We start from the raw sequence: 25,794 nt of genomic DNA, 5'->3' as shown, positions 1-25,794 counted from the left end.
CATCTATCACACAGATAGTTAAAAATAGCATACCTATTCAATGACAACCACCAAAGCACGTTCGACGGGAGCCCAATCGAAGATGAATCTGGCATGTGAAGTGGCATTGCGCACACACATATGCGAACGGGGGGTAGTGCCCAAAGACCCGCTATATTCAATCATGGATGTACGAGGTACATTGACCGGTACTCCATGTATATAAGCACCGTTTGTGAAACGGCTTGCATAAGGTGCATAGCCTCCCGTTGCGGCAGACCCATCCTTCAGAAAGACCATACGCGTTTTCTTCTGCTGAAGCAGATACATGCCCAATGGGGTTTCCTGAGCATAGGGAGGAGCATGACGCCCGGTAGTGGCCGGATTCATGCTGCGTATCTTCCATTCACCCTTACCGGTACATTCCAAAGCAGTAATATTCTGATCCAGACGATCCACAAAAACAACATGATTAAAGACGGCAGTATCACCTAAAAGTTTCAAATAACGACGGGGAGCCAGCCACTCATCTTCAAGGGTGACGGGACGTATCCTGCAAAAACTCCCTTCTTCTCCTATCAGATGCGCCAGAGTCCCATCTCTTCCATAGCGTTCGGGAACCACTGTGTCGGCAAACAAATATAGTGGAACAGACTGATAACGTTCCACACCAAAAGTGTCCGCCACACGATGATAGGCATCTCTGACAAATCGTCGAACCAACGGGGCTTCATTGTTCAGGTTCTTATAGTTCTGCAGCACCACCCACTTTGCAGTGTCACGCTGCATATTTTCAATATAAGCCAGACAATTACGAATCACTTCCCATTTAAAGGAACGCACCGTATCTTTATATGGATAAGAGTCCTCCAAAGTATATTTGTCATAAAGCAACTCTTTGACAAGAGTTATATCAGAAGCCGCCAGCAACTTTTCCTCAAAAGGTAATTCCACGACTATCGTATCGGCAGAAGCCGAATCGGCAAGAACGGCATCCGGCACTACTATGAATACAGGTCCATCTTTCCGGTTGCCACATCCGACAAAAAGAAAGTTCACAGCCAGACAGGTAAAAAGGAAAAAATGCCTCATTATGATAAAAGTTATTTCAACAAAGATATAATTTATTTAAATTAAATAACGACAATCCTCCGATAATTGTTGCATAACCCAGCATTTTATGCAAAAGATATACCTTTGCAACTTGGTTGCATCCTCCTTTACTTAACTTTGCATCCGAAATAAAAACAATAATATGGGACATCATAATTGTAAATGCTGCGCTCATGACAGTGCACAGAGTCAAAAAGTTCCGGTAAACTCGAATGCTTTAAAAGATTACCGGAAGATTATATTGTCGGCATTACTGCTTTTCGGCGGCATCATCATGGATATGATGGATATTACTTTTTTCCGTGAAAAATATGTAGCTCTTATATGGTATATATCGGCATATCTGCCGGTAGGACTACCGGTCATGAAGGAGGCTTGGAAAAGCATTGTGGAAAAAGATGTTTTCAGCGAATTCACGCTTATGACCATTGCCACTTTAGGAGCTTTTTATATTAGAGAGTATCCGGAAGGTGTGGCTGTCATGCTGTTCTACTCTTTGGGAGAACTCTTTCAGGGCAAGGCAGTGGATAGAGCGAAACGCAATATCAGCACTCTGCTCGATGTACGTCCAGAAACAGCGACGGTAATCAAAGAGAATGAGCCCGTAGTTGAAACTCCTCAAAAAGTACAAGTCGGAGAAATCATAGAGGTAAAAGCAGGAGAACGGGTTCCTCTGGATGGTGTAATGCAGAGTGAAGCCGCAGCATTCAATACATCTGCACTGACCGGAGAGAGCCGTCCGCGCAGCATACGAAGGGGTGAGGAAGTGCTTGCCGGAATGATAGTGACGGATAAAGTGACCAGAATACAAGTTACAAGACCCTTTGAGAATAGTGCCCTATCAAGAATACTGGAACTTGTCCAGAATGCCTCCGAACGAAAAGCTCCAGCAGAATTGTTCATCCGAAAATTTGCCCGTATTTACACACCGATCGTCACAGTGCTGGCAGTATTGACCGTGCTTCTTCCTTTTATCTATTCACTGATCAATGTCCAGTTCACTTTTGTATTTGACGACTGGCTTTACAAAGCATTGGTATTTCTGGTTATTTCTTGTCCGTGTGCCTTGGTAGTCAGCATTCCACTGGGATATTTCGGAGGCATAGGCGCAGCATCCCGCCTCGGCGTTTTGTTTAAGGGTGGAAATTACCTGGATGCCATCACCCAAGTCAACACAGTGGTCTTTGACAAGACAGGCACACTGACGAAAGGAACTTTCAACGTGCAGTCCTGCGAAACACAACCGGGCATATCCGAAGAAAAGCTGATACAACTGGCAGCTTCGGTAGAACGGAATAGTACACACCCGATTGCAAAAGCCATTGTCAGCTATGCCAGAGAGCGTAATATAGCACTCGAACCTACTACCGAGGTTACGGAAATCGCCGGTCACGGATTGGTAACAACTATTGGAGGAAAACGCATTTTGGCAGGAAATATCCGTCTATTGTCCAAATATCAAATAAACTATCCCGAAGAACTATCACTCATCTCCGACACAATTGTGGCATGTGCCATGGGAACAGAATACACCGGCTACCTGCTATTAGCTGATACACTGAAAGAAGATGCCGTCCAGGCGGTCAATGAATTAAAAGCTTTAAATATAAATAATATTCAGATACTTTCGGGAGACAAGCAAGCCATTGTGACTAACTTTGCGCAAAAGTTAGGAGTCAGGGAAGCATACGGCGACCTGCTGCCCGACGGTAAAGTAAAACACATTGAGGAACTACGTCAACATGCCGGAAACCGAATTGCTTTTGTAGGTGATGGCATCAACGACGCACCAGTTCTCGCCCTCAGTAATATAGGCATTGCCATGGGAGGATTGGGTAGTGACGCAGCCATCGAAACGGCAGATGTGGTAATACAAACCGACCAGCCATCGAAAGTGGCAACCGCCATCCGGGTGGCAAAACATACCCGCCGGATTATCTGGCAGAACATATCTCTGGCTTTCGGGGTAAAACTGCTTGTATTGGTTTTGGGCGCCGGCGGGCTGGCCACACTGTGGGAAGCTGTATTTGCGGATGTAGGCGTCGCACTCATTGCAATAGTAAATGCTATACGAATACAGAAATTCATTAAAATAGAATAATGAAGGATTATGGAAGAAAATTTATATTTAGACCTGCTGGCAAAAAGAGGGATACAGCCCACCGCCATACGCATACTGGTATTGCAAGCCATGCTGAAGACAAGGCGTTCCGTCTCGTTGCTCGATCTGGAGAACATACTGGACACCGTGGATAAATCCACCATTTTCCGCACCATCACTTTATTTTTATCCCACCACCTTATACACAGCATTGATGATGGAACCGGCTCATTCAAATATGCCGTGTGCAGTGCAAGTTGTTCTTGCGAAGTAAACGACCTGCACACTCACTTTCATTGTGAGAGGTGCAACAAGACATTCTGTTTCAAGAACATCCCCACACCGGTGGTGAACCTGCCCGAAGGATTTACGCTGAATAGTATCAACTATGTACTGAAAGGGCTTTGTCCTGAGTGTGCGGCAAAGGTTTTAAAATAACGGAAAGGAGGCGGCATCTATTAAGTGCCGCCTCCTTTCCATCGCCTTCCGGCACGTGGACCTGGAGGGAATCGAACCCTCGTCCAAACGAGGAAATCATAAGCTTTCTACATGCTTATCTTTGCCTAAGTTTTCGTGTGGCGGCAGAACCAAAGCCATCAACCGTCACCTTATCCTCTAAATTTCATTCGCACTTCAAGGCAAGTGCAAACTATCCCCGATGTAACTGCACCACTTTACCGGAATGCTTCGGAGCAACAGCTTCCGAGTGATGTCCCGTCCCAGCACCTTGTGCCGGGATTAAGCTAATCTACTGTGATTCGATTAAGCAGCAAGAGCGTAATTGTTTTCGCCAGATAAAATTTTGAAGACTGAGATTTAAGTGCAAATCAACAACGCACTGCATGCTTACTTACCATTTCTGCCCGCTGTCAAATCCAGTCAAGCCCATGTTCTTATAACTTACAGGAAACCAGCAAGGAAGGAGGCATTCATTTAATATTGAGTAGCAAATGAAGGCATCCTATCTGCCAATAATCTTGCTTTATCTGCCGCAAAGATAGGAAATCTTTTATTATCATGCTTTATTTCTTAGCAATTATTATCAAGTTTACAGTTTACAATGGAAGCAGGAAGCATGTATGCCACTCCCGCAAAACAGACGTCCGGAAAATATAAGAGGAAAATATGGACTATTTTAGCCACCCCGTTACGGAGCAATGCCCTACTTTTGCATTAAAAGAAAAATAAACCGTCATGAGAAAACTGATTGTAGCCGTTTTGCTGCTGGGCAACGGTGCTTTGCTCTCAGCACAGAAAACGATGAAAATACCGGCAATATACAAGCCGGTGAAAAGTGAAATGTATCGTAAAGGTTGGATTGATTTCAACAAAAACGGCATTATGGACATATACGAAGATCCCACAGCCGCCATTGATGCCCGCATTGAAGATTTACTAAAACAGATGAGCCTGGAAGAGAAAACCTGCCAGATGGTTACCCTTTACGGCTACAAACGAGTATTGAAAGATGACCTCCCCACTCCCGAATGGAAACAAATGTTGTGGAAAGACGGAATAGGAGCCATTGACGAACACCTGAATGGCTTTCGGCAATGGGGGCTTCCTCCTTCGGACAATGAGAACGTCTGGCCTGCTTCCCGCCACGCATGGGCACTGAACGAAGTACAGCGTTTCTTTGTGGAAGAAACCCGCCTCGGAATCCCAGTAGATTTCACTAACGAAGGCATCCGGGGTGTGGAAAGCTACAAGGCAACCAACTTTCCCACCCAACTGGGCTTAGGGCACACCTGGAACCGTGAACTGATCCATAAGATAGGATTTATCACCGGACGCGAGGCGCGTATGTTGGGCTATACCAATGTATATGCCCCCATTCTTGATGTAGGACGCGACCAGCGCTGGGGACGCTATGAAGAAGTATATGGCGAATCACCCTACCTTGTAGCTGAGCTGGGCATTGAGATGGTACGCGGCATGCAGTACAATCACCAGGTGGCGGCCACCGGAAAACATTTCGCCGCTTACAGCAACAACAAAGGTGCCCGTGAAGGAATGTCGCGTGTGGATCCGCAGATCTCACCGCGAGAAGTGGAAAATATCCACATTTATCCCTTCAGACGGGTAATCAGGGAAGCCGGACTGCTCGGCGTAATGAGTTCGTACAATGACTATGATGGCATTCCCATACAAGGAAGCCACTACTGGCTGACTACCCGCCTGCGCGGCGAAATAGGTTTCCGTGGCTATGTGGTATCGGACAGTGACGCCGTAGAATACCTCTACACCAAGCACGGTACTGCCAAAGACATGAAAGAGGCAATACGCCAAAGTGTAGAAGCCGGGCTGAACATACGCTGCACTTTCCGTTCTCCGGATTCTTTCGTGCTCCCCCTCCGCGAATTGGTAAAAGAGGGAGGACTGAGTGAAGAAATCATCAATGATCGTGTGCGTGACATTCTCCGCGTAAAATTCCTTACCGGATTATTTGACACTCCTTACCAATCCGACCTTGCCGGAGCCGACAGAGAAGTAGAAAAAGAAGAAAACGGAAGCATTGCCCTACAGGCGTCCCGCGAGTCCATCGTTCTGCTAAAAAACGAGAATAACATGCTGCCTCTGGATCTCAGTACGGTAAAAAGGATTGCCGTATGCGGCCCCAATGCCGATGAAAAGAATTACGCACTCACTCATTATGGCCCCCTTGCCGTAGAAGTCATCACTGTGCTGAAAGGGATTCAGGACAAAGTAAGCGGCAAAGCCGAAGTGCTCTACACCAAAGGTTGCGACCTGGTGGATGCCAACTGGCCCGAAAGTGAGATCATAAATCATCCTCTAACCGCCGACGAACAGGCTGAAATAAACAAAGCCGCGGAAAATGCCCGCCAATCAGATGTGGCAGTAGTCGTATTGGGGGGTGGCCAACGAACATGCGGTGAAAATAAGTCACGTAGCAGTCTGGATCTACCTGGCCGCCAATTACAACTGCTCCAGGCCATACAAGCTACGGGAAAGCCCGTAATATTGGTACTCATCAACGGACGTCCGTTATCCGTGAATTGGGCGGACAAGTATGTCCCCGCCATTCTCGAAGCATGGTATCCGGGAGCAAAAGGCGGCATAGCCCTTGCCGACGTTCTGTTTGGGGACTATAATCCGGGGGGCAAACTGACCGTGACTTTCCCGAAAACCGTCGGGCAGATCCCGTTCAACTTCCCCTATAAGCCTGCCTCACAAATTGACGGTGGCAAAAATCCCGGACCGGAAGGCAATATGTCGCGCATCAATGGCGCACTCTACCCCTTTGGTTACGGATTGAGCTACACGACCTTCGAGTATTCCGACCTTGAAATCACTCCCAAAGTCATTACTCCCAACGAAGAAGCAACGGTACGTCTGAAAGTGACCAATACCGGAAAACGTGCAGGAGATGAAGTAGTACAGCTCTATATCAGAGATGTGGTAAGCAGTGTCATCACGTATGAGAAAAATCTGGCAGGATTTGAACGTGTCCACCTTGAACCGGGAGAAACTAAAGAAGTAGTCTTCACCCTTGGCCGCAAACATCTGGAACTCCTTGATGCCAACATGCAGTGGGTGGTAGAACCGGGAGACTTCACCATCATGGCGGCCGCTTCTTCCGAAGACATCCGCCTGAACGGGCTATTGACCGTAGAGGACTACCAAATGCGAGCCAAGGCAATTGAAACCAGTAAACCAGCCGAACGTGTGAGTGCCAGCGCCAATCGGGAAAATGCGTGCAATGCGACCGATGGAAGAATCGACACGGCATGGCAAGGCAACAAAGGTGATTACATCACCTTTGCTTTGGGCAACGGAATCCAAACAAACAAGGTTTCCATCGCTTTCATGCGCGACAACAATCTACCTGCCGATTTCGATATCCAACTTTCAGGTGGCGGAGGACAGTTCCTGACCGTATATTCAGGTGTTGTCAGCGAATACGGAAAAATGATTTCCTATTCTTTCAAAGGCACTACTGCCAGTGATCTGCGCATTGTCTTGAATGACGACCATGTAGGAATAGCAGAAGTGAAACTGACAGAATGATACGTCCCCCGATCACTCAACTCTTTCAGGCGAAGATTATACGGAGTCTCACAAATCAGGTTCAAAATCTCTCCTATTCTCCATGTAATCTGCGCCTAATCTTTTTTAATCTGCAAATTTCCATTACTTTTGCACTGAACTGCGTAGTTTTCCTCCAGTTTATAATGAAAACTTATAGTATATAGCATAATGAAAGCACTTCTCTATTGTATGCTTGGCCTAAGCGTAGCCGCCTGCACACCCCGAAAGGCAGTAAACAAAACCTCGGATGAACTCGCCATGCTGGTGGGTACTTATACCAACGGAACAAGCAAGGGAATCTATACCTTCCGCTTTAATCAGGAGACGGGTACAGCCATTCCTCTCAGTACTATGGAATTACCCAATCCCTCATACCTCATCCCATCCGAAGACGGGAAATTTGTATATGCTGTCAGCGAAATGAATGACAGCACGGCCGCCCTCAGTTCCTTCGCATTTGATAAATCAACAGGTATCCTGCGCCTGCTGAATACCGAACCTACCCTCGGCGCCGACCCCTGCTATGTGGCCACCAACGGGAAAGAAGCACTAACCGCCAATTATAGTGGCGGAAGCATGTCTGTCTTCCCTCTTCGCAAGGACGGTACTTTAGGACCTGTGGATACTCTGTTTATAGGCAGTGCCACCGGAACCGACACCATACGGCAGATTACAGCCCATATCCACTGCACCGTTTTCTCACCGGACGGAAAGTACATATTTGCCACAGACTTTAGTGCCGACCGCATTTTGCGTTTCGTCTTGCATCCTAAAGATATCATCCCCCATCTTTCAGCCGAAACCACAGACATTGCTCCAGGTTCCGGACCGCGCCACTTGACATTCAGTCCCAACGGAAAGTATGCTTACCTTATTACCGAATTATCAGGAAAAGTCATCGCTTTCAGCTATGACAATGGCAAACTGGAACAGATACAGACTATTACCGCCGACACCATAGCTGCCCGTGGCAGTGCCGATATCCATCTTAGCCCGGATGGAAAGTACCTCTATGCCAGCAATCGTCTCCGGGAAGACGGTATCGCCATCTTTGCCGTCAGTCCGGATAATGGCACTCTGGCCAAAGCAGGCTACCAGCCGACAGGTATCCATCCGCGCCACTTCAATATTACCCCGAACGGCAAATACCTGCTTGCCGCATGCCGTGACAGCAATACCATCCAAATATATGAACGCAACGCAACAACAGGATTGTTGAAAGATACCCATCGGAATATCACAGTTGACAAACCTGTCTGCATACAGTTTGTACAATAAATGGCTGTCTATGAAAGTACCTATTAGTTAATCTTTCGTAAACGACAACCCGGGAACAAGAGAACTTAGTTAACTTTGTTATCTAAATTCATGTAATATAAACAGACTCAACGATATGAAAAAGAAATTGTTATGGATCTCTGCCTTACTGATCGCCACCGGTGTCCATGCGCAGACAGAAGTCACGACAGGGGTAATGCGTGGCAAAGAGTACGGAGTAACTTACTTGTTGCCCAAAACAGAAATAGAAATTGTATTGCAAATCACCAAACACACATATACCCCCGGAGAATTCTGCAAATACGCCGACCGCTATCTGCGCCTCGGTAACGTATCAGCCGAACCGGAAGCATATTGGACTTTGGACAAGATACAACCCCGCATAGCAGGCATACCGGACAAGGACAATGTATATTTCGTCAAACTGAAAGATAAAACCGTAGCTCCGCTTATGGAACTTACCGAAGACGGAATTGTACGCTCCATCAACATGCCCCTCAGCGGACAAAAGCCCGACAAAGCCGTGAAGACCATCGGAAGCCCTGAAAACAGCATTGATCCACGCAGTTTTCTGACAGAAGAAATTCTTATGTCCAATTCAAGTGCAAAAATGGCTGAACTGGTCGCCAAAGAAATCTATAATATCCGCGAAAGCAAGAATGCCTTGCTGCGTGGCGAAGCGGACAACATGCCCAAAGATGGCACACAACTCAAACTCATGCTTGACAATCTGAACTTGCAAGAACTTGCCATGACTGAAATGTTCTCAGGCACAGTAAAATCAGAGTCCGGCACATTTACCATCCGTATCACCCCGAAGGAAATGAAAGACGAAATTGCTTTCCGCTTCTCCAAGAAACTGGGCATAGTAGCCAACAATGATTTTGCCGGTGAGCCATATTACATCAGCATAACCGATCTCAAAACACCCGATACGTCCGGCACAGAGGAAAGTAAAAAGAAAACAGAAGGTATTGCTTACAATGTACCGGGCAGGGCAAAAGTCACTTTGGTACAGAAAAACAAGAAACTGTTTGAGGAGGAATTCCCTATCACCCAATTCGGCATCATAGAATATCTTGCCCCGGTCTTATTCAACAAGAACTCCACGATCAAAGTTTTGTTCGACACGGCAACAGGAGGATTAATAAAAGTAGATAGGGAATAGACAAGAATCATAATAAAAAGGCTGCGCAATCAGAGAAATGGCTCATCATGACATTGCGCAGCCTTTATTATTTAAATACAACTCCTTTTCAGCCTTTCCTTACTGTCAGCCGGATAAATCCGTCTCTCCTTAATTGCATCACATAAGTGGTAACACGTGACTCATAATTGTCTTCACCTTCAAAATGCCCTGCAAGCAACGAAATTATCTGCCTAACCGTACGATGCCCGTCAATCAGATTCCATACGGCAGTGCCATGTTCTTCCAATTTCACATAAATATCAGGCGACATCCCTTTAGGCAACAGGAAACGGCGCATCCATTCGTACTTGAAACGAGGATAGGACAACACGACGCATTCGCCTTCCCATTCAGTCCCAATATGTCCGCAACGAACCGGAACAGCATCCAACAAGCTGACTTTTCCTTCGAGTGTTTCCATATTATATACGTCCGTTCGCAGATTCACTCTTTGATATTCGGTTCTTCCAGCTTATAACCGTATTTTTTATCTGCCTTTTTCAATAACAGAGCAATAATAAGAGATAAACAAGCTATTCCTGTAAAGATACACATCGGTATTGTATAATCATAGATACTCGTTCCGTCAGGATTCTTACCTGTTATACAATATACATCAAGAACCTTACCAATTAACGTAGGAATACCCCATAGACCAATATTTTGAATAAAGAAAATCAAAGCATAAGCTGTACCTAACTGGCTAACCGGAAATATCTTAGCTACTGCAGGCCACATTGCTGACGGAACCAATGAGAAAGCAATACCCAGAACAATCATCAGTACAATAGCTACCAACCAGAATTGAATAAACGGAATTGCGTATATAAAGTGTACACAAATCAACATAGCTGATCCCAACAGCATAATAGAAGCTGATTTTCCACGTTTATCAATAAAGCCACCAAAAACAGGAGTCAAAATCAGTGCCCCCAAAGCCGGCAATCCGGCAAAAGCACCTGCTACATTTTCACCAATACCATATTTTAGAATCATCAATTCAGAAGCAAATTTTTGGAAAGGGAATACACATGAATAAAACAAGACACACAGCAAAGCTATCAGCCAAAATCCCGGATTACCAAGAATATTCCTCACATCCTTAAATGAGAATTTTTCTTCTTCGTTTTCTGTACCTGCTGCTATAGCAGCAGCTTCCATCTGTTTATCCAACTTCTTATCCATTACTGAGAAGACAAAGAAAGCGACCATACCTCCTAAAAGCAATATCAAGCCTAACAACACCGGAGAAGAGATCCCCAAGGCACGTGCCATAGGAATGGCTACAGCATAACCAGCCTGCGAACCGATACGAGCCAAGGCAACCTGTACCCCCATAGCAGTAGCCAATTCTTTGCCCTTAAACCACTTTGCTATGATTTTAGAAACAGTGATTCCCGCAACTTCAGCTCCCACCCCAAATATAGAATATCCGGCAAAAGCAATAAACACACCTGTTTTATATCCCAGAATCTCTTTTATCCCAAAGATTGTTGCATCTGCATCGGCAAGCGCGGTCATTGCATAATATTCTAAAGCCGTACCTCCTACCATCAGGATAGTTGCTAACTTTCCGGTAAAACGAATGCCAAAGCGATCCAGTATTAATCCGCCCCAAATCAGCATCAAAAAAAACACATTCAGAAAGCTGTATCCTCCTGTAAAGAAACCAAAGTCAGTACTCGTCCAAGCCAAGTCTGTCTCCAACATTGTTTTCAATGGAGCCACTACATCGTTTACATAATAGGCCGCCATCATAGTGAAGGCTACAATCACCAACGCTCCCCAACGAGTTGCCTTGGAGTCGTTCAATTTAAGTTTAAGTTGTTCTGTCATTATATTTATGAATTTAATAATCAAATTGCATTATTCTCGGCAAAGGTAAACAAATCCTTGTTCAAAAGAAAAAAGGCTGATACCTCTTCGGATATCAACCTTTCTTTTTTTTCATTGAGCAAGAGTTCTCTGAACCGCATTCTTCACTACCTTATTCACCAACCGGCTGTTCAGTAGGAGCAGCAGGAGCTTCAGTCTGCGGAGCAGCCGTACCCACAGGCATGTTATAAGGATTAGTTTTTTCTTCTTGCTGTGCCTGCTCCATAATCACATCCCCACTCTTGGCCGAAGAAGAAGGAATAGTGTAAGCCGAAGCAATACTGAAAACTACCATGACTGCAGCCAGAGTCCATGTTGCTTTTTCCAGGAAGTCAGTAGTCTTGCGCACGCCCATGATCTGATTGGACGATGAGAAGCCTGATGCCAGACCACCTCCTTTAGAATTCTGAATCAACACAATGAAGCACATCAACACAGATGCAATCACCATTAAGATAATTAATAATAAGTACATTTTGTTATTTCGATTTAGCGTTAATAATCAATTTCTCCAAAAATCTGATTTGGTCTGCAAAGTAAGCATTTTTTTTTGGATAATTCAAACTTAATTTTTTAATAATTTCAAGTGCCTTGTCATATCTATGCTGTTTAATATAGATTTTGGCCAACGTCTCTGTAAAACAACTATCATCCGAGTCTCCTACGACGTGAGATTCCGCAGGAGTTTCATCCTCCATCGCCTCTTTCATTTCAGAAGCCTCTGTTTCCTCATCCCGCACTTCCCCCACATTAGTTCCTGCCGGATGCTCTTCTTCAATATCCGGTTTCATCTCAAGCAGACGCATATCCGCTGCCTCGCTTTTCAGTAGGAAACCATCTATTAACTCATGTCCGCGCAACTTGGGTATCTCCACCGCTTCCGCACAAACTTCCAATTGTCCGTCCGTTTCTTCCTCCTGCATCAGATAAGATGTATAGTCCATCGCATAATCCAATTCCATATTTCGAGGATGTTCTTCAGGAACCGTAGCAAGAAAAGCATCTATCAAGGAAAGGGTACGATCTACGCTGGGTTCGTCTTCTATCACTCTGGAAAAAAGTAGAGAGGATTTCTGAGACTTTAAAGTATAACGGTCACCTTCTATGAGATAAAACAGCATACGACGGTCTGCCACATACAATACAGCTTTACGCAATTCAGCACCAAAGTTAATGTCATGCAACAAATAAAGATTTTTGAGATAAAGCAGACGAAGCGATTGGAAATACGGATAGCGTGTCACCAAAGTACGAAGTTCGTATAAGGAATCTCTATCCAATGTTTCAGGATGCTGAATCCATTGTTGCAAATGGGCAGATGTCATTTTAATTACCAGTTAGCTACAGTTGCGTTAAATATCTGTTCTGTAATATCTTTCACCATCAAGGTTATCAGATTGTCTTGTACCGCTGTTAGCAGTTGTGAAGAATCATAAGTCTGGAAAGCGGAAAATTGCTGGTCCGTAAAATCATCTTTATGATCTGCATTGTTAACATAAGTAACCTTGACTGTCAATGTCAGCTTCACTTTAGAAGAATAGCCACTGGCATCTACCGCCTCATTATATTGATTATAACCGGTTATTTCACCACTAATCTCAAGATCACCGCCTGAATCCACTAACCGTAGACGGGTCTGCTGTATGAACATATCTTTCAGTTTCTGATTAAACTCCGTAGCCAACGGTGCATATACATACTCTGCACGATTCTGAAAATCAGCGATAGAAATAGTCTTTACTTTAGTATAGTCAATAGAGCTAATCGGAGCAAGTCCCATAGAAATCCTGCAGGAACATACCACAAAGCCCAAAATTACCAAGAAGACAACCGGCGTTGTTTTTTTAATCCAATCCATATTCTTTTATCTTTCTGTATAAGGTGCGCTCGGAAATATTCAAATCCTGTGCCGCACTTTTACGTTTACCATGATGCTTTTCAAGCGCTTTACGTATCATCTCTTTTTCTACTTCATCCAACGAGAGAGATTCTTCCACATACTCTTCCGTATCCTGAATGTCATCATCCACAGCAGAAGTCGGTTTTACAGCAGGATGTATAATGGTAGGCATGCCGGAAGTTACCGGAGGCGTAACTGCCGGAGCATTCGGTGCATAATAAGTAGAAGGAGTGACTGCTGGAGCGCTTACGACTCCCCTCCCCTGTTCGGTCATAATCTCATGCACCAACTTCTTTAATTCCGTTACATCCTGACGCATATCAAAGAGTACCTGATACAATATCTCTCTTTCACTCTCAAAACCCTTGGTATCCTTTACACCAAACAATGCAGGCAGGCGCTGCATATTGCTTTGCTCAGGCAAATATCCTTTTAAAATAGTCGAATTTATTTCACGGTTCGTCTCAATAATGGAGATTTGTTCCGTGATATTCTTCAGTTGGCGTACATTGCCCGGCCATGAATAGGACAATAATATTTGTTTGGCGTCCTCTGTCAACTGAATGGCAGGCATACGATATTTTTCCGCAAAATCCGATGCAAATTTACGGAACAACAACACAACATCCTCTCCACGTTCACGCAGAGGTGGAATTTGAATAGGAACAGTATTCAAACGATAATACAAATCCTCACGAAAACGCCCGTCAGCAATAGCTTGTGTCAAATTCACATTGGTAGCAGCAACAATACGTACATCTGTTTTCTCTACTTTGGAAGATCCAACCTTGATAAACTCACCGCTTTCAAGTACACGAAGTAGGCGTGCTTGGGTAGGCAAAGGTAACTCACCGACTTCATCCAAAAAAATAGTACCTCCATTCGCTTCACCAAAATAGCCTTTCCTTTCTCCGATAGCTCCGGTAAAAGCCCCTTTCTCATGACCGAACAATTCAGAATCTATGGTTCCTTCCGGAATGGCTCCACAGTTCACGGCAATGTATTGTCCATGTTTTCGCCGGCTATATTGATGGATAATTTGCGGAAAGCTTTCTTTTCCCACACCGCTTTCACCGGTAATCAGCACAGACAAGTCGGTAGGCGCCACCTGAATGGCAATATCAATTGCGCGTAACAACGCCTCATTGTTACCAATGATACCAAAACGCAATTTCACTTGTTGTATTTCCGCTTTCGTCATACTATAAATCTTCTTCTACACTGTCAAGCTTCAATTTATCGCTGTCGTCACGTTTCTCATAATATTGTTTGCGCAAAGGATTGGTACGAGCCGCCTTGTCACGCTGGCGATTGCGGTACACGTCAATAGCAACATAAACAGCCTGCCTGAAAGAATCTTCTGAGGCAAGCCCTTTACCCGCAATGTCATAAGCCGTGCCATGAGCAGGCGAAGTACGTACAACGGGAAGTCCCGCTGTATAATTAACTCCTTCATCCATAGCCAAAGCCTTGAACGGAGACAAACCTTGATCATGATACATTGCCAACACACCGTCGAAATGAGTAAAGTTACCCGATCCCATAAATCCATCCGCCGCATAAGGGCCATAACAAAGCATACCCTTTGCCGCCATTTCATTCAAGGCAGGAATAATGATCTCCTGTTCTTCCATTCCCAGCAAGCCTTCGTCTCCTGCATGCGGATTCAAAGACAACACAGCAATACGTGGAGCACTAATACCGAAGTCCTGCTTCAAAGAACGATTGAAGATAGACAGTTTTTCCTGTATCAACTCTTTAGTGACAGTAGATGCAATCTGACTTACCGGAATATGTCCCGTTACCAATGCCACCCTGAAATCATCCTTCATCAAGATCATAAGAGCCTTTTCACCATTGCCCAGTTTCTGCTCAATGTATTCGGTATGTCCCGGAAAAGAGAATTCATCGGACTGGATGGTATGCTTATTGATAGGAGCCGTAACAATCACATCTATCAATCCTTCCTTGTATTCTTCGATAGCTTTCTCCAATGCGCCGAATGCAGCTTTCCCAGCTTCGGGATCAGGCTTGGAAAACTCTACTTTCACTTCATCATCTGTGCAATTCACCACACTCAAGCGATTGTAGGCTGCCTCCGAAGCTGAATTTACAATACTGAAATTAGTAGGCAAATCAAGAGATTTACGATGATAAGCAGCCACTTTGGGCGAACCGTAAATAATCGGGGTACATAATTCCAACATCACCGGATCCGAAAATGTTTTCAGAATCACTTCATATCCCACCCCATTGATGTCACCTTGCGTAATGCCTACTCTTATTTTATTGTCTTCCATTTTATTTCTTGTTATTAATAGAATCTTTTGAAGCTACGTTCACCGGAATTTCCGCACTTTCCTGTTTGTTGTCAGGCAACTTCAAGGTATAGAGCGAAGCCTCCATCTGCCGAACCAAATTACGTTTCATTTTATCCGGTGAATAAATAAATATTTCAGATACGATGATGCGCTGGTTTGCTTTGTCCAAACGAGTGTGAGAAACAAACGGACCACCCATGAAGTCTCCCTTCACACGCCACAATCCTCTGGCTTCCAATGCATAGTCACCCTGCACACTGATAGGGTGTACATCCGTCATCAAGGAATCCGTCATCATATACATGCCTTCACGGGCTCCCGGAATATTTTCTTTCATCACAGAATCACGCTTGTGTATAAAATATTCTTTAGTAAATGTGTTCCTGTCCGTATAGGGATAAGAATAGATTACGAAATTCTGATCGCCCGTAGCCGAGTTCGTACCCGCCCAAAAGAAATTCTTGCCTTCCTTAGTGGCAGTCAGTTCACCCGGTATCCACACATCACAACCAAACAGACCTTTCACTTTTGTAGATACATAATCGCTATGCTTGTCTTTCAACACCGCAATCTGACGGTTCATTTCCGCATGAGTAAAGAAATCAATGACCACTTGAGTGTTTTCCTCAACAAACTTCTCAAAAGAAGCTTCATCAGGCGCCTGAATGGTCAATATAGATTGTGGAGCGGCATATACATCCTTAGCATATTTAAATTTAGGTTGAGTATAAAGATCCTTGTTTATATCTACGATAATAATATTACGAATCAGTTTTAATGTAGCATCGTAATTGGAAGGAGCTGTGTACATGATACGAAACGACCGTTCAGACTGAGGAAGACCCGGAACATCAGAATCAAGCACATCAAACAAAGCTCTGCCTGCAGGACGTTCCCACACTCCGGGAGTAACCACTACCAGGATTTCATATGCACGACCACTTGAAGTCGGAGTAAACACACCCTTTTTTCCGTTACTGCATCCGGCAAAAAGCGCCAGTACGAGAGTCATACCTAAATAAAACAAGTGCTTTTTCATATCTCTATATTTTTAGTTTTCACAAAGCTACGAAGAATGCGTATATCCTCCATACTAAAGTTAATAATTTATATTAATTCTTGTTTATCATCTTCCTGTTTAGCTGTGGAAAGCATGCCGCATGCGGCAAAGATATCTTCTCCTCGGGACGAACGTATTGTGGTGAATAATCCATGTGCGGTAAGATAATCCCGTAATGCAGTCATAGTCTCCATATCAGCCCCTTCCAAGTCAACCTCCGGTATGGCATGAAAACGGATCAGATTTATTCTGCAATCAAGACCGCGCAACAACTTCAACAATTCTTTAGCATAGAGCAAAGAATCATTCACTCCCTTAAAAACGATATATTCGAAAGACAGCCTGCGTTGTTTACTGAAATCATAGTTTCTTAACAACTCTACAATTTCCGTTATGGAAAAAGCTTTTTCGGCAGGCATCAGTTCACGGCGTTGAAGAGGAACAGGAGTATGCAGGCTAATGGCAAGATGACAATCAGATTCCTCTATAAAGCGCTGCAATCCTTTCCGCAATCCAACAGAAGACAGTGTAATGCGCTTAGGGCTCCAGGAATAACCATAAGACGCTGTCATTACTTCCAAAGCTTTCAACACCTCGTCCAGATTATCCAAAGGTTCCCCCATACCCATCATCACCACATTTGTCAGCTTATCACGTTCGGGCAACGAACTGATCTGGTTTATAATCTGATTAGCGGTAAGATTAGCTGTAAATCCTTGCTTACCAGTCATGCAAAATTTACAGTTCATTTTACAACCCACTTGGGATGAGACACAAAGTGTGGCACGATCGTCATCCGGTATATATACCGCTTCTACAAAATGCCCCTCTCCGGCACGATAAAGATATTTCACCGTACCATCCACAGAACGCATAGCATCTACAGGAATCTCAGCACCGACCTCATAAAGTTCTTTCAGCAATTCCCTATGTCTCAATGACAAATTACTCATCTCGTCGATAGAAAGCACTTTTTTATCATAGAGCCACGAAGCGATCTGTTTGGCGGCAAAGCCGGGCATTCCCAAATTCTTTACTACATTCTGCAGTTCAGAAAGCGTTAAGCCCAAAAGAGGTTGTTTTTGCATTATCTAACTCTAAATTATCATTTATTCGTGCAAAGGTAAAAATAAAGTTGCACAAAGGCAATGACACAAGCCGAAAATGAACCATACAGATAACGAAAAAAAGCCGTCCGGCAATTTTACCGGACGGCTTTTCTTATACCTGTTTCCCTTTTAGAAGAATAAATAACGTTTATCTTTCACATCGGCCTTTAAATACAAGTCACTCATGAACTGACTTGCCATACGGGCATGCATATTAGCTAAAGTCGTTTCTTCAGTTTCACGATTGAATGTTTCGTTCAACTTTTCTTTTGCATAAGGCTGAAGAACGAATACACCGCCATTACCCTTGATCGGAGCACTAAGTTTGTTCAGGTCAGCCATGGCAGCATAAGCACTTACCAAAGGCTCACTGGTACGTAAAGCCGGAACGTATGCAGAAGCTGCAAAAGTGACATGTTTTACAGAGTCGCTAACAGCATTTGCCATATTCTTGTATTGGTCAAATGAAGTTGCGTTAGCAGCTTTCATATCAGCCATAATCTTTTCAGCTTTCTTATCACGAATAATTTCAAATTTCAACTGATCCTTCACCAAAGCCAAAGGACGGTAACCTTCGGGAACAATGCTTGCTACGCCAACAACCAGCATACGGTCGCTTTCACCACACTCATACAATCCGGAAACTTCACCGGCTTTCGCCTCAAACGCCCATTTCAAAGCATCTTTAGTACCCTTCACACCACCTATGCCGTGTTCAGAACTATACAAGTCGGTTTTATCCAAAAGTCTATACCCGGCATCTTCTGCATTGGCCACCATTTTTTCCAATGTATTATTAGCAGCAATAAACTGACTGAAGTCATTATATGCCTTACTGTAAGTCTCCTTGCTGAATTCAACCGGACGCTTGATGACAGCCACTTTATACTTGTCCTTGTTAGCTTTCTTATCGGTGACTTGCAAGATAACATTTGCCTGTCCCAACGGAAGATTCATCAATTCATTCTGCCCCAAAGTAGTGATCGCTGTAATGTATTTCAAGTTATCACCATCAATCTGTGCACCTTCATAGTTGGCAGAAGATATCCATGTAGGCTCACCGGTCTGTCCATATTTCTTAGCAACATCGGCAAAGTTCGCTCCTCCTTTGATTGCATTATAGATACTGTCCGCCAAAGATTTAGTCTTACCAGCATCTTCTGCCGTAACTTGAATCTGACGGAATTCTATAGAGTCAGCCATTGTAACGGATGCCAATTTTTTGAAAGAATTGATTGTATTGTCAGTTACATTATAGTAAGGGCCATATACACCACCCACCGATACTGAATCCAGACGGGCTGCAATATCAGCAGGCAAAGATTTGGATGTATAATACAAATCTACATAAGGAACAGTAGAGCCGGTGGAACGGACAAAAGTCGTATAATCGGAGGGAGTTCCAGCCAACTGAGTCGTATATTCCTCCATCTCTTTCTGAATGGCAGCCTTATCTTCCGGGCTTGCAGTAACCTGCACATCTATGAACTTTATATTGCGAGCCTCGACATATTGCCTAAACTGTTCTTTCTTCTTATCATAAGCAGCTTTTAATTCCCCTTCTGTCACCGTAATTGTAGAATCTACAATAGAAGAATAAGGAATAGCAGTCAGCAACAAATCGGATTGATTCACCCTTGCATCAAAAGCATCCTGTGCTTCCACCGGATTGGAGAACAGAGACTTGGTAATCAAAGCCTGATATTTTTCCTGCAGACGAGCCTGTACAAGCGACTTCTCTATAAAAGACCAAAACTTATACATGGAATCGTAGTATTCGGCATATTGAGAAGGCATTTGAGCTTTGTTCATCTTAGAATAATCCACCAAGAACTTTTTCAACATGTCCTTGTCAAAAGCGCCGGTCTGCGGATTGCGGAACGGAGTCTGCTGCAACATCGGATGTACACCGGCATCAATAATAGCCTGAAGTTCAGCTTTAGATACCGTCAAGCCCAGTTTCTTAGCTTCCTTTTCAACCAACTTGTTTTCCACGTATCTTCTCCATACTTCATCTTTGATCTGGTTTGTCTGTTCATCGCTCAATGCACTCACGCCACTGGAAAATTTCACAACTTCCGTATATTCCTCTACCATTGTCTGATAATCCTGGGCGGAAACAGTCTCCCCGTTCACTTCACCTACGTCTTGCGATTGGTGTGGCTGAAGCACTTTCCACGCATCGCCTGCGATGAAAGCAAACAGCGCCAAACCAATAACAATCACCAATAAGGGTCCTTTAGACCGAATGTTTTGTAATGTTGCCATTTTAGTTAATATAATTTATTTGTTCATTATTATTTTCTTTTCATATTCATTTTAGCGCACGAAGATACAAAAAATGCTAATACGCATCCATTTATTATCTAAAAAATTACATCTAAACGAGATTATTCGACAACTTTCAAGCGTACCAGCTCTATTTTAGTAGCCGTAACCTTAATTATCTTGAATTGATAACTGCCGACAGCTATTTCTTCATGCAGTTTAGGAAAACTTTGATAACGGTTCAAAATCAAGCCGCCTACTGTCAGATAGTCATCCGACTCAGGCAAATCCAAATCAAATGTCTCATTCACTTTCTCTATTTCCAAACGAGCTGAAAGTACATATTCATGCTCTCCAATCTGCTTGCATATATATGATGTATTGTCATGTTCGTCTTCGATATCACCAAAGATCTCCTCAACCAAATCTTCCAATGAAACGATACCTGCCGTACCACCAAACTCATCCACTACTACTGCAATCGTTTTCTTCTGCTGCATAAACAGTTTCATCAGTTTATGAGCCGCCATTGTTTCAGGAACAATAGGCACTTCTTTTACATTATTCCGCCAGTCTGCAGGGTTACGAAACATCTCAGAAGAATGAATATATCCCACTACATTGTCTATATTCCCATCAAACACGATAATTTTAGAGATGCCGGATTCAACGAACAAGCTTCTCAAATCTTCCAAAGATGTCGTCAGATCGACTGCAACCACTTCTGTACGGGGTACAATGCAATCACGTATCTTAATATTCGAGAAATCAAGAGCATTCTGGAATATCTTAACTTCAGTATCCAGTTCCTCCTGACTGTCAGCATTTTCTATGCTTGACTGAATAAAATAATCCAGATCCACCTTTCCAAAAGCCCTGGCAGAAGCCTCCTTGTTTATTTTCAAGCCAAATATTCGCAAAAACAGATAAGACATTCCAGAAGCCAGTTTAGATACGGGAAACAGAACTATATAACAAATGAATAAAGGCACTGCACACACTCTCAACATCAGATTCGGATTAATCTTGAATAGAGTTTTAGGCAAAAACTCACCGGTCACTAAAATAACAAGAGTAGAAATAACAGTTTGCACAAGTACCATTATAAAATGGTTGGAAATCACTCCGGCCAAAAAATTCACCTCAATGATCTGGGCCATAAGGATACCATAAATTACAAGTGCAATATTATTCCCTACCAGCATAGTAGAGATAAAATTATTAGGATTACGCAAAAAATAAGCCAGGATACCAGATGCAATTCCAGGCCTCCTTTCCATTTCAAAGCGCAGCTTATCAACAGAGACAAAAGCTATCTCCATCCCTGAAAAGAAGGCGGAGAAAAGCATGGTTATCAATAAATATACAACGGTACTCATATTATCAATTGACGGTATCAGTTTTAAGGCTATCAACAGTGGCAGCTTCCTCATCCACATAAAAAATGCCTTCCGGCTGATGAATAGTATAAACAGTCATTTGCTGATTGGATTCAAAGCCACGTCCGGTTATAATGCGATCCGGTTGTTCTATCCGTATAAACCTGTCCGAATAAACTTTCTGCTTCCTTTGGTCCCAATATAACAATTCTGTATTAAAGCGTTCTCCTTTCAAATTCTTTATATCTACATTACCCATCAACTTCCATAATTCCTCCTTATTATAGAAGTAAGCGGTGTCGGCCTTAATGCTCGCTTCCACCCGAAACAAAGAATCAAACTTTTCCAGATAGACTCCCTTCTCAAATGCCCAATAAGGAGGATTCTTACGATCAAAAACCAGCCACTCCTCCGTCTTGATGCGATAACGAGTAATTCCGGAATCTGAAACCAAAGTAGTTACTCCGCGGGTATCCATCACGGGCAAAGAATCACGTTCGGTGATAGCGGCTCCCAATTCTTTCTTACGTCCTGAGCAGGCAGAAAATAAAAGAAGCATAACCATTGCCCCAAGGGCAATGGTTATGCTTATATGTCTGTAAAAAATAACGTTAATGGGTTTTAACGACATAATGTTATCTAATGGTTGTAGATTCACCTATCCAACCGCCAATAGTGATACGGTCACCGGCTTTATAGCCCAACATGAAAAGATCTTTAGCCTGCGGAGTATGCCGTGCATAGGTTGCAATAAGTTCATTAGCCTTGCTTGCCACACTTGGATCTACTGCCTTTGCACGTTGCAGCTTATCTATAACAACAAAGTAAGTACACTTATTCAATGCCGGTTCATCACTCCAATTAGGGCTTGAGCCATACATTTGCGCCAAAAGGATATAAGGTTCACCATAATTCTCATTATAACTGATAGCCTTCTGACAATAATTTCTTGCCTGTGACAATTTCTTGGCCTGCATCAAAGCAGCCGCAGTGATATATGCCATTTCGGCTTTCTTGGCAGAATCTGTTTCCTTAGTCAAAGCCTCGTCAAAATACTTCACAGCATTATTATAGTCGCTTTTCTTATAATACATGTATGCTACCCCTACGGCTGCATCTGCGGTCGGATTAATTCTGTACATATATTCAGAAGCCTTGAAGTAAGCTTCGCTCTCATTACACTTCATCATCTTCAAAATAGAGATGGTCTTCTTCAAGAATACAGAATCTGTTTTATTCTCTTCAACCTTAGGACCATAGATATTCTGCAAAGACTCACAGTCAGCAACACCACTGTTGACAAACATGGCAACTAAATTATCTTTTATAGCTTGCAGATTAGTCTTTTTACCTTCATCTGTTTCCGCAGCTATCGCATCGTCCGCATACTTAGAGGCATCGATGTAATCTTGAAAAAACTGATCCGTATGATTATTGTCAGCTTTTACCTTTTCCATTGAAGTCTGCAAAAAATAATGAAGAACAGCGGCAGAACTTTCACTCTTGGAACCATCAACGGACTCTTTCAGCCAAGCGTATGCCATATTAAGATCCGGAGCAGGCGCATATTGCAAATAATCAACCGCCTTTGTTCCTAAAGCATCAGCCGGAGTAGGTATTCCGCTTTTATACTTTTTAGAAAACTCAGGCAAATACTGCATTCTCACGTCATACACATTCATCAACTCATCGAAATACTTCTTATAATCAGCAGAATTACGATCTTTAATTTCTTGCATGAAGTGCGTCAGAATGAGAATTGCATCCTTAAAAGTATAATATCGCAAAGTCGGGCAATCTTTCAGCACCGCCATACACGGAACATAAGCATCTTTAAAGTTACCTGCTTTTACGGCTTCGTGCGAAATGCTACTGTTTGAATTACAATTTTCACTTTGTGCGAAAGTACTGGTCACTCCACCCGAAAGGAGCAAAACAGCCACAAGCGTTTTAATTTTCATTGTATTTAAATTTTAGTTGTTATATTTCTGTCTATTCCCTATCATCAATCGACTTTACGTTTGTGAAACCAACGTTCATTGAAAGTTACTCCAACACAGATACGTAATGTATTCTCATTCAAGAATGCAGCTTGTTTTCCCTGTGTTCTTACGTATTGTGCCGAAAGGCTCAAAACCGAACGGGTTCTCGGTATCGGTAAACCGAATCCGGCTGTCAGACCATATTCATCGGCAGCACGCTCACCACGTATCTTATAATAAGGTTTGGAGTAATAAGCTCCCAAACGATATTTCACATGAGAGAAATAACTTCTTCCCGTCGGATTCGGAAGATATTCCGCACCAACCGCTATTTTTCCACGTTTAGACAATGCACCTTTCTGGTTCATGAAAGTTATATCAGCCCAATCCTGCAACATAGCATCAATCCCCACCATCAAACGATTATCATATATATACGTCGCACCAACGCCAAAAGTTGTGGGCAAGCCCGTAGTAACAATTGAGTCCCTTGTGCTGACAGAGGCTCCTGTGGTGGAATTTCCCGTCTGATCCTGAACATAAGAGTCATTGCCCAAGTTGTGCCCCGGAGAAAACACGACACCTAAAGTCGCTGTATGTTTCTTTCCGAACTGATGCGTATATTGTGCCCCAAAATCGAGCTTGTAGCTTTTAATCGCAACATTAAAAACTTTCGTAAAAGGCATAACGGATGTGTTCGAGGGAAAGCTTTCATACGTAGTCCTCGTCACATCCCCCCAAAGATACGAAAAATTCGCACCAATAGAAAAGTTTTTAATTATTTTAAAGCCTGCTCCTAAGAAAAGTTGATGCAGACCGCCTTCTCCCGAATAAGTAACAACACTGGAATTAGAGGATACTTCCGCGTTTTCCACAGTTTTTGCCATATTGTATCCCACATTCGAATAAGGCAACAAGCCCAAACTGATTGCAGTCCATTTATTCGCACGAAATTGCATGGTAATATAATCAAAACTTGAATTTTTAGCATTCTGCTTCACTGCGCCATTGCTAAAATTCACATTTTGTAAAGAGATACCACCGTCAAAAATAAAAGTAAGTGAATCTACCGCTGTATAGGATGCCGGATTAACGAAGTTGGTTTGATACTTATCGCGTAATCCATAGGCAATGCCACCCATAGCTTTGCTATTACCCGAACCTTGATCCGCCAACTGCCCATATCCATATCTCGTATAGGGGGAATTTGTATTATTTTGAGCGACTGCCACCCCGGATAATATCGTGAGTAAGAGCACCAAAAGTGTTTGTCTATATCCTATCATTATTATAGTTTAAAATTCTATTTAATCCTTTCAACACTAAAAATCTGTCTGCAAAGATGATACTTTTTAAGTTTGTATCAAAAGAAAAATCATCCCCGCCCGTTAAAAAAACCAAAAGTTCAGGATATTTATGTTTCATAGCCATAATGTAGCCTGCCATTTCATATTCAATGCCCTTCAACACTCCGGCACGAATTGCCGTATCGGTATCTTTCCCCATAAACAATTTCCGTCCTTCAAAAGAAACCAGCGGCAACTTCCCGGTGAACCGATGAAGAGCCTCAAACCGCATCCTCATGCCGGGAGAGATGTTTCCACCGTGATAACGGCCGGCCGCATCAATAAATTCGTAAGTAATGCAAGTACCGGCATCAATTACCAATATATCCCTGCCCGGAGACTGCTCATAAGCTCCAATCACCGCTGCCATACGGTCATATCCCAATGTTTGAGGTGTTTCGTAGAGATTTTTCACCGGGAGCGGCGTATTTTCATCCAGCCACAACACCGGGATGGACAACTGGCCTATCCTTGCCAGAACTTGTTGGCTCAAAGTGACAACCGTAGTAAAAACAGCCTTTTCAAGCATGTATTTACGGCACATTTCATCCAGATGCTCTAAGGTTTGGTTGGAATCATATACCACCTCTACCATATTCTGCCCATCGAATACCGCTATCTTAGCAACCGTATTTCCTATATCAACAACGAGATTCACTGCTTCGCACTTTTCCATTTTAACGGCGCAAAGGTACGACTTTATTTCATTCACAAAGTTCTTTTTTAAAGAAATTACCTTCCGTCACTCCCCAGGGGCTTCAATGCTCCTCAAAAAAAGAAACACCTCTTCACCCTATCTCAGACCTATTATCTCCATGGCTCCTCCGTAGTTTCACTGTGCAAA

Annotated in this window: 21 protein-coding genes and 1 other RNA gene; 5 read left to right on the top strand and 17 right to left on the bottom strand. The window is 43.3% G+C overall.

Annotation, left to right across the window (positions count from 1 at the left end; genetic code table 11):
• Positions 1 to 33: 33 nt before the first annotated feature.
• Positions 34 to 1,071: a L,D-transpeptidase gene (locus BACHE_RS07775; protein ID WP_013547151.1), complete on the bottom strand. Its 1,038-nt coding sequence runs from the start codon at positions 1,069 to 1,071 to the stop codon at positions 34 to 36.
• A gap of 163 nt (positions 1,072 to 1,234) precedes the next feature.
• Between BACHE_RS07775 and BACHE_RS07770 the strand changes: the two genes are divergently transcribed.
• Together BACHE_RS07770 and BACHE_RS07765 are read left to right on the top strand one after the other, a co-directional pair.
• Positions 1,235 to 3,193, top strand: coding sequence for a heavy metal translocating P-type ATPase (locus BACHE_RS07770; RefSeq protein ID WP_013547150.1), 1,959 nt, complete (start codon positions 1,235 to 1,237; stop codon positions 3,191 to 3,193).
• 9 nt (positions 3,194 to 3,202) lie between these two features.
• A complete protein-coding gene (locus BACHE_RS07765) occupies positions 3,203 to 3,631 on the top strand; it encodes a Fur family transcriptional regulator (RefSeq protein WP_013547149.1) in 429 nt (142 codons plus the stop codon).
• A 53-nt stretch (positions 3,632 to 3,684) separates the two neighbouring features.
• On the opposite strand, the gene ssrA is transcribed toward BACHE_RS07765, so the two are convergent.
• Positions 3,685 to 4,080, bottom strand: a transfer-messenger RNA (tmRNA) gene (ssrA, locus tag BACHE_RS16940).
• A gap of 307 nt (positions 4,081 to 4,387) precedes the next feature.
• Here ssrA and BACHE_RS07760 point away from each other — a divergent pair.
• The 3 genes from BACHE_RS07760 to BACHE_RS07750 all read left to right on the top strand — a co-directional run bounded on the left by BACHE_RS07760 (position 4,388) and on the right by BACHE_RS07750 (position 9,689).
• Entirely contained in the window at positions 4,388 to 7,222 is a 2,835-nt protein-coding gene (locus BACHE_RS07760) for a glycoside hydrolase family 3 N-terminal domain-containing protein (protein ID WP_013547148.1), read from the top strand.
• A 189-nt stretch (positions 7,223 to 7,411) separates the two neighbouring features.
• The gene (locus tag BACHE_RS07755) at positions 7,412 to 8,521 is read left to right on the top strand and encodes a lactonase family protein (protein ID WP_013547147.1); all 1,110 of its coding nucleotides are present in this window, start codon (positions 7,412 to 7,414) and stop codon (positions 8,519 to 8,521) included.
• A gap of 115 nt (positions 8,522 to 8,636) precedes the next feature.
• The gene (locus BACHE_RS07750; RefSeq protein ID WP_013547146.1) at positions 8,637 to 9,689 is read left to right on the top strand and encodes a DUF4831 family protein; all 1,053 of its coding nucleotides are present in this window, start codon (positions 8,637 to 8,639) and stop codon (positions 9,687 to 9,689) included.
• An 88-nt stretch (positions 9,690 to 9,777) separates the two neighbouring features.
• Here the strand turns inward: BACHE_RS07750 and BACHE_RS07745 are convergent, their stop codons facing one another.
• The 15 genes from BACHE_RS07745 to BACHE_RS07675 form a co-directional block, all read right to left on the bottom strand.
• Positions 9,778 to 10,131 carry a PqqD family protein gene (locus BACHE_RS07745; RefSeq protein ID WP_041579741.1) on the bottom strand — a complete coding sequence of 118 codons (354 nt, stop codon included), beginning with the start codon at positions 10,129 to 10,131 and terminating at the stop codon, positions 9,778 to 9,780.
• Positions 10,132 to 10,154: 23 nt separating this feature from the next.
• Positions 10,155 to 11,546: an MFS transporter gene (locus BACHE_RS07740; protein ID WP_013547144.1), complete on the bottom strand. Its 1,392-nt coding sequence runs from the start codon at positions 11,544 to 11,546 to the stop codon at positions 10,155 to 10,157.
• Positions 11,547 to 11,697: 151 nt separating this feature from the next.
• Positions 11,698 to 12,060: a preprotein translocase subunit SecG gene (gene secG / locus BACHE_RS07735; protein WP_013547143.1), complete on the bottom strand. Its 363-nt coding sequence runs from the start codon at positions 12,058 to 12,060 to the stop codon at positions 11,698 to 11,700.
• A 4-nt stretch (positions 12,061 to 12,064) separates the two neighbouring features.
• Positions 12,065 to 12,910, bottom strand: a complete 846-nt coding sequence (locus BACHE_RS07730; RefSeq protein WP_013547142.1) for a hypothetical protein — start codon at positions 12,908 to 12,910, stop codon at positions 12,065 to 12,067.
• 5 nt (positions 12,911 to 12,915) lie between these two features.
• Positions 12,916 to 13,443: an LptE family protein gene (locus tag BACHE_RS07725; protein WP_013547141.1), complete on the bottom strand. Its 528-nt coding sequence runs from the start codon at positions 13,441 to 13,443 to the stop codon at positions 12,916 to 12,918.
• Positions 13,430 to 14,686, bottom strand: coding sequence for a sigma-54 interaction domain-containing protein (locus BACHE_RS07720; protein WP_013547140.1), 1,257 nt, complete (start codon positions 14,684 to 14,686; stop codon positions 13,430 to 13,432). Before BACHE_RS07720 ends, BACHE_RS07725 begins: the two co-directional genes overlap by 14 nt.
• Position 14,687: 1 nt before the next feature.
• Positions 14,688 to 15,785 carry a 4-hydroxythreonine-4-phosphate dehydrogenase PdxA gene (gene pdxA, locus BACHE_RS07715; protein WP_013547139.1) on the bottom strand — a complete coding sequence of 366 codons (1,098 nt, stop codon included), beginning with the start codon at positions 15,783 to 15,785 and terminating at the stop codon, positions 14,688 to 14,690.
• A 1-nt stretch (position 15,786) separates the two neighbouring features.
• A complete protein-coding gene (locus tag BACHE_RS07710) occupies positions 15,787 to 16,845 on the bottom strand; it encodes a DUF4837 family protein (RefSeq protein ID WP_013547138.1) in 1,059 nt (352 codons plus the stop codon).
• 68 nt (positions 16,846 to 16,913) lie between these two features.
• Positions 16,914 to 17,954, bottom strand: a complete 1,041-nt coding sequence (gene rlmN / locus BACHE_RS07705) for a dual-specificity RNA methyltransferase RlmN (protein WP_013547137.1) — start codon at positions 17,952 to 17,954, stop codon at positions 16,914 to 16,916.
• A gap of 150 nt (positions 17,955 to 18,104) precedes the next feature.
• Positions 18,105 to 20,243, bottom strand: coding sequence for a SurA N-terminal domain-containing protein (locus tag BACHE_RS07700; RefSeq protein ID WP_013547136.1), 2,139 nt, complete (start codon positions 20,241 to 20,243; stop codon positions 18,105 to 18,107).
• 122 nt (positions 20,244 to 20,365) lie between these two features.
• On the bottom strand, positions 20,366 to 21,622 hold the full coding sequence (locus tag BACHE_RS07695; RefSeq protein ID WP_013547135.1) for a hemolysin family protein: 1,257 nt from the start codon (positions 21,620 to 21,622) through the stop codon (positions 20,366 to 20,368).
• A 4-nt stretch (positions 21,623 to 21,626) separates the two neighbouring features.
• Positions 21,627 to 22,253 carry an LPS export ABC transporter periplasmic protein LptC gene (gene lptC / locus BACHE_RS07690; protein ID WP_013547134.1) on the bottom strand — a complete coding sequence of 209 codons (627 nt, stop codon included), beginning with the start codon at positions 22,251 to 22,253 and terminating at the stop codon, positions 21,627 to 21,629.
• 4 nt (positions 22,254 to 22,257) lie between these two features.
• Positions 22,258 to 23,583 carry a tetratricopeptide repeat protein gene (locus BACHE_RS07685; RefSeq protein WP_013547133.1) on the bottom strand — a complete coding sequence of 442 codons (1,326 nt, stop codon included), beginning with the start codon at positions 23,581 to 23,583 and terminating at the stop codon, positions 22,258 to 22,260.
• 44 nt (positions 23,584 to 23,627) lie between these two features.
• Positions 23,628 to 24,890, bottom strand: a complete 1,263-nt coding sequence (bamG, locus tag BACHE_RS07680) for a BamG family beta-barrel-assembly machinery protein (protein WP_013547132.1) — start codon at positions 24,888 to 24,890, stop codon at positions 23,628 to 23,630.
• Positions 24,877 to 25,608 (bottom strand): type III pantothenate kinase, encoded by a 732-nt coding sequence (locus tag BACHE_RS07675; protein ID WP_041579740.1) that lies wholly within the window; start codon positions 25,606 to 25,608, stop codon positions 24,877 to 24,879. Before BACHE_RS07675 ends, bamG begins: the two co-directional genes overlap by 14 nt.
• Positions 25,609 to 25,794: the final 186 nt, after the last annotated feature.

The sequence above is a fragment of the Bacteroides helcogenes P 36-108 genome (assembly GCF_000186225.1).
Classification (GTDB): Bacteria; Bacteroidota; Bacteroidia; order Bacteroidales; family Bacteroidaceae; genus Bacteroides; species Bacteroides helcogenes.
Note: the sequence above shows the minus strand (reverse complement) of the source record. Positions and strands in the feature narration are given on the sequence as shown.